10 protein-coding genes are annotated in these 10,845 nt (G+C 71.9%); 5 read left to right on the forward strand and 5 right to left on the reverse strand.

The genetic code is table 11. The features are described 5' to 3' along the window. Window positions 1–822: 822 nt before the first annotated feature. The 3 genes from ACLJPY_RS40655 to ACLJPY_RS40665 form a co-directional block, all read right to left on the reverse strand. Window positions 823–2,349 (reverse strand): GMC oxidoreductase, encoded by a 1,527-nt coding sequence (locus ACLJPY_RS40655; protein ID WP_410596279.1) that lies wholly within the window; start codon window positions 2,347–2,349, stop codon window positions 823–825. 219 nt (window positions 2,350–2,568) lie between these two features. After that, window positions 2,569–4,014 (reverse strand): MFS transporter, encoded by a 1,446-nt coding sequence (locus ACLJPY_RS40660; protein ID WP_410596280.1) that lies wholly within the window; start codon window positions 4,012–4,014, stop codon window positions 2,569–2,571. 132 nt (window positions 4,015–4,146) lie between these two features. Further along, entirely contained in the window at window positions 4,147–5,178 is a 1,032-nt protein-coding gene (locus ACLJPY_RS40665; RefSeq protein ID WP_410596281.1) for a hypothetical protein, read from the reverse strand. Between the two features lie 139 nt (window positions 5,179–5,317). On the opposite strand from ACLJPY_RS40665, the gene ACLJPY_RS40670 reads away from it, so the two are divergent. Together ACLJPY_RS40670 and ACLJPY_RS40675 are read left to right on the forward strand one after the other, a co-directional pair. Further along, window positions 5,318–5,899: a short chain dehydrogenase gene (locus ACLJPY_RS40670; protein WP_410596282.1), complete on the forward strand. Its 582-nt coding sequence runs from the start codon at window positions 5,318–5,320 to the stop codon at window positions 5,897–5,899. 157 nt (window positions 5,900–6,056) lie between these two features. Then, window positions 6,057–6,926, forward strand: coding sequence for a hypothetical protein (locus ACLJPY_RS40675; RefSeq protein ID WP_410596283.1), 870 nt, complete (start codon window positions 6,057–6,059; stop codon window positions 6,924–6,926). A gap of 41 nt (window positions 6,927–6,967) precedes the next feature. Here ACLJPY_RS40675 and ACLJPY_RS40680 read toward each other — a convergent pair whose 3' ends face one another. Continuing rightward, window positions 6,968–7,462, reverse strand: coding sequence for a carboxymuconolactone decarboxylase family protein (locus ACLJPY_RS40680; protein ID WP_410596304.1), 495 nt, complete (start codon window positions 7,460–7,462; stop codon window positions 6,968–6,970). A gap of 134 nt (window positions 7,463–7,596) precedes the next feature. Between ACLJPY_RS40680 and ACLJPY_RS40685 the strand changes: the two genes are divergently transcribed. Beyond that, window positions 7,597–8,061 carry a MarR family winged helix-turn-helix transcriptional regulator gene (locus tag ACLJPY_RS40685; protein ID WP_410596284.1) on the forward strand — a complete coding sequence of 155 codons (465 nt, stop codon included), beginning with the start codon at window positions 7,597–7,599 and terminating at the stop codon, window positions 8,059–8,061. Here the strand turns inward: ACLJPY_RS40685 and ACLJPY_RS40690 are convergent. Next, window positions 8,058–8,471, reverse strand: coding sequence for a cupin domain-containing protein (locus ACLJPY_RS40690; protein WP_410596285.1), 414 nt, complete (start codon window positions 8,469–8,471; stop codon window positions 8,058–8,060). The two genes, ACLJPY_RS40685 and ACLJPY_RS40690, sit on opposite strands and share 4 nt — an antisense overlap. 66 nt (window positions 8,472–8,537) lie before the next feature. Here ACLJPY_RS40690 and ACLJPY_RS40695 point away from each other — a divergent pair, with 66 nt between their 5' ends. Then, on the forward strand, window positions 8,538–9,674 hold the full coding sequence (locus tag ACLJPY_RS40695; RefSeq protein WP_410596286.1) for an acyl-CoA dehydrogenase family protein: 1,137 nt from the start codon (window positions 8,538–8,540) through the stop codon (window positions 9,672–9,674). Window positions 9,675–9,714: 40 nt separating this feature from the next. Then, window positions 9,715–10,665 (forward strand): SDR family NAD(P)-dependent oxidoreductase, encoded by a 951-nt coding sequence (locus ACLJPY_RS40700; RefSeq protein WP_410596287.1) that lies wholly within the window; start codon window positions 9,715–9,717, stop codon window positions 10,663–10,665. The last annotated feature ends 180 nt before the right edge of the window (window positions 10,666–10,845 follow it).

The following is a 10,845-nucleotide window of genomic DNA, read 5'->3' on the forward strand; positions in this document are numbered from 1 at the left end:
GACCAGTCGGCAGTGTAGAACTCCGAACATCACCTATTTGCCCGGTAATCTGGGCGCGGGTGCTTTGGAATAGCGATCCCAACGCCACTTATCAGATCCCGGCGGGCTGGACGCTCCATATGGTCGTGCACCGTCCTGGGACGCGCACTAGTGATGATTTCCCCGTACCATCGAGCCCGACTCCTGTTCAGTACGGGATCAGCAATATGCTTGTCACGGTGCGCGGCTGCGTCTACGTAGATGTGTATTTCTCTAGCGTCAGTCAGCGGACTTCTACTACGCAAACGTCGTGCGTAGAGCATTAGAATGACGTAAACAAGGTCATCTTGAACAAGGTTATTGTTCAACGCAGCCGTGATCACAAAAGTTGTTCGGAGCGGCTTGTCGGCCTCGTGACCGAAGCTTGATGCCCATGGCAACCAGGCAGCGATGCATCGTTGTGTAGCTAACGCTGTACTGTGCGGCAAGCTCATCGAGGATCGCCCCGCCCAGGTACAGCCTGGCGGCTTCCTCGACGACCTTTCTCGAAAGCTTCAGTTGGCGGGTATCGACGCCCCGTGCCTCAAGATGCCTGCCCACCGTCGCCCGATGTATGCCGAACTCGGTAGCGAGCTGTCGCACAGTCACCCCGGCTCGGTATCGCACGACCATCTCGTCAACCTCGGAGCTTGAGAGCTGGCGAGCGCCACGAACTGAGGCGTGAGCAGGGACTGCCCGAAGCTGTGCACCGGACCACTTGACCGCCATTTTCAGCAAGCGCTGAACGGCCTTGGGCGGGTGCGTAAGCGCCTCAACTGCGCCCACCAGCGAAGACCCGGCAGCTCAGCGGCGCGCAGCGCCGGTGGTGGCCCCCAGCTCGGCCGCGATCCGCGTCGCGGCCCGCCAGGCCAGTGCGACCGTCGTGAGCGTCGGGTTCGACGCCGTCGCGGTCGGGATGACGCCGTTGCCGCCGACGTACAGGTTGCGCACTCCCCAGACCCGGAGATCGGGGTCGCACACCGAGTGGCCGTCGTCGGTCGCTCCCATGCGCACCGTGCCCTGGTAGTGCAGTGAAGCGCCGCCGGCCGCCAAGGAGGGCTCTTCGGCGAGGGTGCCGACCAGCTCCGCGCTGCGGTGGGAGAGGCGGCGCATGGCTTTGATCGTTTCGCGGTCGCGCGCGGTGTGCGAATAGCGGATGGACATGCGCGGCATGCCGTAGTGATCGGTCTCGGTTTCGCTGAATTCGACGGCGTCGCTGCGCTGCAGGTCCTTGGCGCCGTACCAGCTGACGACGCCGAGGCGGTCGTCGATGCGGCCGCGGGCGCCGAACCCGTACGGCGAGTTGGCGATCGACATCACGCCGCCCTGGATCGGGCGGGCGTCGGAGAAGGGCATCAGGACGTAGCCGAGATCCTCGACGCCGGCCGTCTCGCCGCCCACGAAAGCGTCGTCGAGGTGGACGAAGGTCACCATCTGCAGGTGGTCGTTGAGGTAGCGGCCCAGCGCGGGCGGGCGGACGCCCGAGGCGAACAGGACCTGCGGGGTGCGCAGACCGTCGGCGCAGACGACGACGTGCCGGGCCCGGACCACCGACACCTCGCCCGTGCGCCGGTCCTCGAGCTCGGCCCCGGTCGCGACACCGTCCTCGACGACGACCCGGCGCACCAAGGTCTCCGCGCGCAGCTCGAAGCCGGGTGCGGTGTCCTCGAGGTCGCCGAGGACCACGCCGGTGCCCGAGAAGCGCAGCTCGGCGCCGTCCCACCGGGCGGCGATCGGCATGAAGCCCACCGGCGGCAGGCCCGGGCCCTCGAACGCCTCGGCCATCGTCTTGCGCAGGGCACCGGCGACGCCCTGGTCGCTGCCGAAAACCGTCACGCCGAGCAGGGCTTCGGCGTGGTCGAGCGCGGCGTCGAGTTCTTCTGCCGCGATGAAGGGGACGCGCTCGGACTGCTGCGGGCGCGGGCACCCCCCGGCCCAGTGGACCCCCATCCCGCCGACCCCGCTCGCCATGCTGGCGGCCGGCAGCCCCACCTCGCCGCCGGCGAGCGCGGGCCGGGGGTCCACGAAGAACAGGCCGGGCAGCACGACCTGCCGGAACTCCATCGACGGGTCGGCGCCCTCGGCGATGTCGGCCAGCGCCGTCGCCCGCTCGATCCCGGCGTCCGGCCCCTGGGTGAGCAGCTCCGCGGCCCGCCGCTCGGCCCGCGAGAGGTTGTGCGTGTGCTCGCCACGCCGTCCCGGCAGCCGCGGACCGGCCTCGGCCATCAGGATCCGCGCCCCCGGCACCGCGTCGCCGATCGTCCGTGCGTAGGTCGCGCCCGCCGGGCCACTGCCCACGATGAGGACGTCGACGTCAGGAGTTGCAGTCATCTCGGGAGCCTTTCGCTCACTGTGCCTGCGCCGCGACGAACGCCTCGCGCGCCACGTCGACGACCCGGTTGGCCCGCACGCCGACCAGCTGGATCGGGCATACTCCGCGGTCCCCGGAAGCAGTTCGAGAACTGCTGTGGAAGCCGGCCGCGGAGCGTCGCCGCATTGGCGCCCGAAGCGGCCCAGGCCGTCAACGCGGGGCGCCGGTTGTCTGGAACGTCACTCCGCCATGACCGGTTCCGGCGCCGCCGCTTCGGTGCGCCGCATCGCCGTCACCAGCAGGGCCAGGCCCGCGAACAACACCGCCGCGATCACGCCCGTCACGTTCAGCGCGCTCGTGAACGCCTCCTTCGCCTGCTCGGCCACTCCCGGCCGGGTGACGTCGGCCGCGAGGGTCGTTCCCGCCGGGAACGCTCCGCGGTACACCGCCGCCGCCGTCAGGCCGATCAGGGCCATGCCCAGGGAGCCGCCCAGGTAGTTGCCCGTGTCCGCCATCGAGGCCGCCGAGCCCGCGCGCTCCGGCGGGACCGAGCCCACCACCAAGCCGATGCCCAGCGCGAACAGCGGGCCCGTGCCCAGCGTCAGCACGGTGATCCCCACCACGACCGGCACCAGGCCGTCGGTGAGCGCCAGCAGGAGGCCGCCCGCCGCCGACACCGCCAGGCCGGCCGCGATCGCCGTGGCCGGGGCCAGGCGGCGGGTCAGCGCCGGCGCCGTCATCGTGCCCGCCGCCACGCCGAGGCCCATCGGGGCGAACAGCAGGGCCGACACGAGCGGCGAATAGCCCAGGACGCTCTGCAGGTACTGCGTCACCAGCAGGCCGACGCCCGCCATCGCGACCCCGGCGAACACCAGCGCCACCAGCACCGCGGTGAACGGGCGGTTCCGGAACAGCCGCAGGTCCAGCAGCGGCGACGCCGTCGTCAGCTGGCGACGGGCGAACACCGCGCCCAGCAGCGCCCCGGCGGCGCTCGCCGCCACCGGCAGGACGAGCGAGCCGGTGGCCAGCTGCTTGAGGCCGAACACGATCAGCAGCACCGCGGCCAGCGAGAGCGCCACGCCGGGCAGGTCGAGCCGCCCGGCCGCCGGGGCGCGGAACTCGGGCAGCAGGAACGGGCCCGCGACGAGCAGGACGGCCACGGCCGGCACGGCGACCAGGAACACCGAGCTCCACGAGAAGTGCTGGAGCAGGAAGCCGGCGAACACCGGGCCGGCCGCGCCGCCCGCGAACTGGCAGGTGGCCCAGATCGAAATCGCCTTCCCGCGCTGCTTGTCGTCGCGGAACATGTTCGTGATCAGCGCGAGCGTCGACGGCATCAGCGTCGCCCCGGCGACCCCCAGCGCCGCGCGCACGACGATGAGCATCACCGGCCCGGTCGAGCAGGCCGCGACGACCGACAGCAACCCGAAGGCCCCGCCGCCGGCGAGCAGCAGCCGCCGTCGCCCGATCCGGTCGCCGAGCGTGCCCATGGTGATGACGAACCCGGCGACAACGAAGCCGTAGCTGTCGGTGATCCACAGCTGTTCGGTGCTGCTCGCGCCGAGGTCCTCGCTCAGCTGCGGCAGCGCGAGGAACAGCGAGGTCATGTCCATCGCGACGAGCAGGGTGGGCAGCACGAGCACCGCCAGTCCCAGCCACTCCCGCCGTCCGGCCGGCTTCTCCATGTCCGCTCCTTCTCCGTGGTCGGTTTGCCAGGGGGTCGGAGCCGCGCCGGGGGACCGGACACGGGCGGCGAAGATTTTTCCGGGGAATTCCCGGCCGTCCCGGTGAGCCTGCCGGGACGGCCGGGAAATCGGTCAGCCGCAGTGCCAGCGCACCGCGGCCGGCACGGGATCCGGCGCGGACACCGTCGCCGTGCCGAACACGTCGCCGTTCTCGGCCAGTTCACTCGCCCGGGCGTTCTGCCCGGCCGGGGCGACGACCTGCGCGGGGCCGCCGTCCGGGGGCAGGAACAGCGTCGTGCCGCCGTCCGCGTAGCCCACGACCGCCCCGGCGGAGTTCATCGCCGCGACGTTCCTCAGCCCCGGCAGCGCCCGGTCGACCGAGCCGTCGAGGTGCCAGAGGAACGCGCCGGCGTCGCCCGCATACCCGGCGATCCGCTGCGCCTTGATGGCCGTGGGAACCACGTCGCCGTCGGGAACCGGCGACGCCAGCGGAATCGCCGGGCCGCTCCTCGGCAGCACGTAGCCGGTGAAGCCGGGCCCGGCGAGGACGGCCGCGGCGACCGTGCCGTCGTCGTCGATGCCGCCCTGGACCTGCCAGCCCGCCGACGGGACGGGCAGCACTTCCACCGTTCCCGGTGCGTCTGCCGGCCACACGATCGAGGGGCCCACCCCGCTCGCCGCGGTTTCGCCGGCGGCGCCCAGGATGTCGCCGCGCGCGTTGATCGCGAGCGCCTTCGTGTTCGCGTACCCCGGCGGGTCCGGCAGCCGCTCGAAGCGGCCGCCGGTGTACCGGACGGCGTGGTTCAGCGGGAACTGCCCGAACTCGCGCGGGTCGGTGTACGAACCGACCGCGACGCCGGAGGCGTTCACGTCGGTCAGTTCGGTGTCCAGCCCGAACGCCGCGCCCGGCACCTGCAGCCCGTCGGCCCGCCACACCACGCCGATGAGCGGCTCCCCGGGTGACTTCGGCCGCAGGGTGCCGGTGACGGCTCCCGCCCCGTCGCCCGTGCCGACCCGTTCCAGCCGGTAGCCCTCCGGCACCGGCAGCGTGGCCGGTGCCCACTGACACCCGCTCGCCGCCCGCGCGGCCGGTGCGCCGGCCACTGTTCCGCCCGCCAGCACCGCCGCGACAACGGCCGCAGTGCACTTCGCCGGTGTTCTCAAGCGTCCTCCCTCGGTTGTCGGATCAACCCCCGACCGAACACCCCCGACGTTATCGGCCGGCACCGACAAAACCGGATCTCCGTTTCCGCACAACGGTTTCACGCACGGTCCAGTGACCGCGTCCGCTACCGTCGAGGACGTGAAGATCCTCCTGCTGGGCGCCACCGGGCTCGTCGGAAGAGCCGTCGCCGCCGCCCTCGAACCGCGTCACGACGTCGTGCCCGTCTCGCGGACTTCCCCGCTCGCCGCGGACCTGGACGAGCCCGCGTCGCTCGACGCGCTGTTCGAGACCTCCGCCGACGCCGTCGTGTGCTGCGCTGCGAACGTGCCGCTGCGCCCGCTCGCCGAACTGACCGACGAGCAGGTGCTCGACGACCTGCGCGCCAAGCTGCTCGGCCAGGTCGCGCTGGCCCGGCGTGCGGTGCGGCACCTGCCCGCCGGGGGTTCGATCACGCTCACCGGCGGGACGTTCACCGAGCCGATCCCGGGCAGCGGGCTCGGCGCGCTCGTCAACGCCGGTCTGGAGGCGTTCGTCCGGTCGGCCGCCGCGGAAGTGCCGCACGGGCCGCGGATCAACGTCGTCAGCCCCGGCTGGATCGCCGAAACCCTCGAAGCGATGGGGGAGGACGGCTCGCGCGGGACACCGGTGGCCGTCGTCGCCGAGGCCTACCGCGGCCTCGTCGAGGGCGACGCGAACGGCACCACCGTCGTGCCCCGGTGATCGGGATCTTTGTCAGGATCCGCACGCGGACCCGCTGGTTTTTGCGCGAACCGCCAAAAACCGCGTGTCCCCGTAACGGGTGACAGCCGGTGGCCGACAGGCAGATCGGCAAGTGACCAACTCACCCGAGGGGGAACCTGTGAAGGGTTCAGGGTTTTTGAAGCGAGCCACCGCCGCAGCCGCGGTGCCCGTGCTCGCCTTGCTCGTGGGGGCGGTGCCGGCGCAGGCGCAGACGGTCGCCTCCGGATCGCTGTCGTTCAGCGGCGACCCGGGCGACTGGATCAGCGGGGGAGGCTCCTACGCCTACTCCACCGACACCAAGGACCGGCTCACGGTCAACGCGACCGAGGACCACAACCACGTCGCCGTGAGCGTCAGCGGTTTCAACAGCGACTGGTGGACGCTCGACCTGGTCGCACCCAGCGGCACGGGCCTGACCGCCGGCACCTACGACGGGGCCACCCGGTACCCGTTCCAGGGCGCCGACGCGCCGGGGCTGGACCTGAGCGGCAACGGCCGGGGCTGCAACACCCTGACCGGGACGTTCACCGTCCAGAACGCCGTCTTCGGGCCGCACGGGTACGTCCAGACGTTCGACGCCACCTTCGAGCAGCACTGCGAAGGCGGCACGACGGCCGCGCGCGGTGCGGTCCACATCGCGAACCCGCCGGCCCCGCCGGAGCTCGGGATCGGGCTCAAGGTGGCCACGGACGGCACCGCGAGCACGCTCGACGGCAACGCCTACCTGCACGGCACCGTCCAGTGCACCGGCCCGGCCACGGTCACCCTGAGCGGGGCGGCGACGCAGGTCAAGCACAACGTCATCATCCGCGGCACCTACTCGACGCAGGTGGCGTGCACGCCGGGCGCGCCGGTGGCGTGGAAGGGGACCGTGGTGCCCGCGGGCACCACGCCGTTCCAGAAGGGGAAGGCCGAGGTCGTCACCCAGGCGACCGCGCTCGACCCGACCTACAACACCAACGTCTCGGTCGACGACACGACGGTCGTCACCCTGGTGAAGGGCTGAGTTCCCGGCCGTGGGGCCGCCGCGAAGGCGGCCCCACGGCTTCAGGCCGCGTGCCAGGCGTGTTCGGCGAAGACGTCGTCGAGCGGAGCCCGGGTGAGCCGGTTCGCGTACGTCGAGAGCGTGTACGTCCCGATTCCCAGCACCACTTCCAAGGCGTTGCGCGGCGTGTAGCCGGCGCCGGTGAACGCCTCCAGCGCTTCGGCGGGCGCCTCGCCGCGCGTGTCCATGACCGCGTGGACGAAGCCGCGCAGCGCCTCCAGCCGCGGTTCCGGCAGCGGCGACTCCGCCCGCAGCGCCGCCACCAGTTCCGGCGCGGCGGAGAGGCGCCCCAGCGCGGCCGTGTGCATCGCGACGCAGAGGTGGCACTCGTTGCGGGCCGCCACCGTCATGACCAGCACTTCGCGTTCCAGTGCCGTCAGGGTCGTGGACTCGAAGATCGCGTTGAGCTTCAGGAATCCGTTCAGCAGTTCGGGTGAGGTCGCCAGCCGGGCGACGGCGGACGGCACGCGGCCGAACTTCTTGGCGGTGGCCGCCATCGCGGGGCGGGCGGCGGGGGGTGCAGACTCCGGGGTGTGATCGGCGAACAAGGCGTCTCCCGAGGTGGGTGCGATAGAATCGACAACGTGGTTGTCGAAACCGTAAACCTGGTTGTCGAATTTGGCAAGGGCGCATGACCGACGCTCCGGGTTACGAGCTGCCCTTCCTGCTCTTCGGCGGCTTCCGCGCGCTCATCGACCGCCTGCACGCCGAACTCGCCCGCCGCGGCCACCCCGGCATCCGGCCGTCGTACGGCTTCGCGATGCAGGCCGTCGGCGTCCGGGGGGCGACGGCGTCGGAAATCGGCCGTCGCCTGGGGGTGTCCAAGCAGGCGGCGGGCAAGACGGTCGAGCGCCTCGAAGCGCTGGGGTACGTCGAGCGCGCCGACGACCCGGCCGACGCCCGCCGCAAGATCGTCCGGCTGACCGCGCACGGCGTCGACGCACTCCGGAAGTCGGCGGAGATCTTCGACGAGCTGCGCGCGGACTGGGCGCGCACGGTCGGCGCCGAGCGGATCACCGCGCTGGAGAACGACTTGCGCGCGGTGGTCGGCCCGGCGGCGTACCGGCTGGATGCGGCCGGGTGGCTGTCGAGTTAGAAGCCGCAGCCCGGGTTCGGGGCGTCCTCCGAAAGCGGGCTGCCCGCCGGAAGCACGTACAGGACCTCCAGCACCAACGGCGTCGACCCGAGGTTGCGGCCGATGTGCACCTGGTCCGGCTTCTCGGTGAACGCGCGCCCGGCGCTGAAGACGCCGTCGAGGCTGCAGTCCGCCAGGTTGTGCGTCAGCGTTCCCGCCTTCACGTACGCGTACAGCGTGCCGTCGTGGAAGTGCCAGCCCGTGTAGCCGCCCGGCTGGATCGTGATCTCTCGCAGCGTGTAATCGGTGTGGCCGACGGTCTTCTGGGTCAGGATCGTGCCCGTGACGCCGCTGCCGGGTGTCGCGGAGGCGGTGGCGGGCAGCAGGACCGCGGTGAGCGCGGCGGTGGCAAGGACGATGAGCTTGCGCATCGGCCCAAGCTACCGCGTCCGGCCGGGTCCGTGGGGGCCGTGAGCCGGGCAGGTAGCGTGCGACCCATGGACGCGGACGTTTTCGGGCAGGTCCTCGGTGCGGTGCGGGAGTTCGTGCGCAAGGAGGTCGTGCCGCGCGAGGCCGAAATCGATGCCACCGACGAAATCCCCGCGCAGATCCGGGAGAAGGCCGCCGAGCTGGGGCTGTTCGGCTGGGCGCTGCCGGAGGAGTACGGCGGGCTCGGCCTCGGCATGGCCGAGGACGTCCGGCTGGCGATCGAGCTCGGCTGGACGACACCGGCCTTCCGGTCCCTGTTCGGCACCAACAACGGCATCGCCGGCCAGGCGATCGTGCACCACGGTACGCCGGACCAGCGCACCCGCTGGCTGCCGCGGCTGGCCGCCGGCCAGGCGATCGCGTCGTTCGCGCTCACCGAAGCCGAAGCGGGCTCGGACCCGGGCGGGCTGACCAGCCGCGCGGTCCGCGACGGCGACCGGTACCGGCTGTCGGGCACCAAGCGGTTCATCACGAACGCGCCGCTCGCCGAGGTGTTCGTCGCCTTCGCGCGCACCGATCCGGAAAGCACCGGCAGCCGCGGCATTTCCGCGTTCCTGGTGCCCGCGGGTGCGCCCGGCGTCACCGTCGGCCCGCACGACGCGAAGATGGGCCAGGCCGGCGCGTGGACGTCGGAGGTGGTCTTCGACGACGTCGAGCTGTCCGCCGACGCCCTCGTCGGCGCGGAGGGCCAGGGGTTCGGCATCGCGATGGCGTCGCTGGCCCGCGGCCGCCTGCACATCGCGGCGCTGTGCGTCGGGCTGGCCGAGCGGGCGCTCGCCGAAGCCGTCGAGTACGCGCGGACCGCGCGCCAGGGCGGCCGGGTGATCGGCGAGTACCAGCTCGTGCAGGCGCTGCTCGCGGAGTCCCACGCCGAACTCGCGGCCGGGCGCGCGATGGTCCACGAAGCCGCCGCGAAGTACGACTCGGGCGAGGACCGCAAGCTCGGGCCGTCGTCGGCGAAGCTGTTCTGCACCGAGATGCTCGGCCGGGTCGCCGACCGCGCGGTGCAGGTCCACGGCGGGACGGGGTACGTCCGCGGCGTCACGGTCGAGCGGATCTACCGGGACGCGCGGCTGTTCCGGATCTACGAAGGCACCAGCGAAATCCAGAAGCTGGTCATCGCGCGGCAGCTGCTGAAGGGCTGAACTTGCGCTGGAGCGCACTCCAGGTCCTAGCGTCGGGAGCATGACCACCCCACAGCACAAACTCGGCTCCGGCTTCGGCGCCGAGACCACCGCGGCCGAAGCCGTGGCGGGGATCGACCTGTCCGGCAAGCTCGCCGTCGTCACCGGCGGCTACTCCGGCATCGGCCTGGAGACCACCCGGGCCCTGGCGGGCGCCGGCGCGCACGTCGTCGTCCCGGCCCGCCGCCGCGCCACGGCCCGGGATGCCTTGCAGGGCCTGGAAAACGTCGAGGTCGACGAGCTGGACCTCAGTGACCTGGCCAGCGTCCGCGCGTTCGCCGAGCGGTTCCTCACCTCGGGGCGCGGTATCGACGTCTTCATCGGCAGCGCCGGGATCATGGCGTCGCCCGAGACGCGCGTCGGGCCGGGCTGGGAGGCGCAGTTCGCGACCAACCACCTGGGCCACTTCGCGCTGGTGAACCGGCTCCGGCCCGCGTTCGGCGCCGGTGCCCGCGTGGTTTCGGTGTCCTCGCGCGGCCACCACTACGGCCCGGTGCGCTTCGACGACCTGAACTTCGAGCGGGGCTACGACAAGTGGCTCGCCTACGGCCAGGCGAAGACCGCGAACGTGCTGTTCGCGGTGCAGCTCGACCGGCTCGCCCGCGAGCGGGGTGTCCGCGCGTTCGCCCTGCACCCGGGCCGCATCCTCACCGACCTCGTCCGCTACCTCGACCACCAGGAGCTGGTCGACGCGGGCATGGTCGACGAGTCCGGCCGGGTCACCGGCGGCGCGAAGACGCCGGAGCAGGGCGCGGCGACCCAGGTCTGGGCGGCGACGTCCCCGCTCCTCGACGGCCTCGGCGGCGTCTACCTCGAGGACTGCGACATCGCCGAGCCCGCCCCGGCCGACGGCACCCGCACCGGCGTGAAGGACTACGCGGTCGATCCTGTGCTCGCGGAACGGCTCTGGACGGTGTCCGCGGAGCTGACCGGCGTGAACGCGTTCGCCTAGGGCCTGTATCGAAGTGGGTCAGAGCCATTCGTTGATGGCGGCGATGTGGATGGTGGCTTCGTAGCGGGCGGCGAGTTTGTCATAGCGGGTGGCCACCCCGCGGTGGCGTTTGAGGCGGTTGATGCCGCATTCCACGGCGTGGCGCTGTTTGTAGGTTTCGGGGTCGAAGGTCGGTGGCCG

The organism is Amycolatopsis sp. lyj-23 (genome assembly GCF_046549135.1).
Classification (GTDB): domain Bacteria; phylum Actinomycetota; class Actinomycetes; order Mycobacteriales; family Pseudonocardiaceae; genus Amycolatopsis.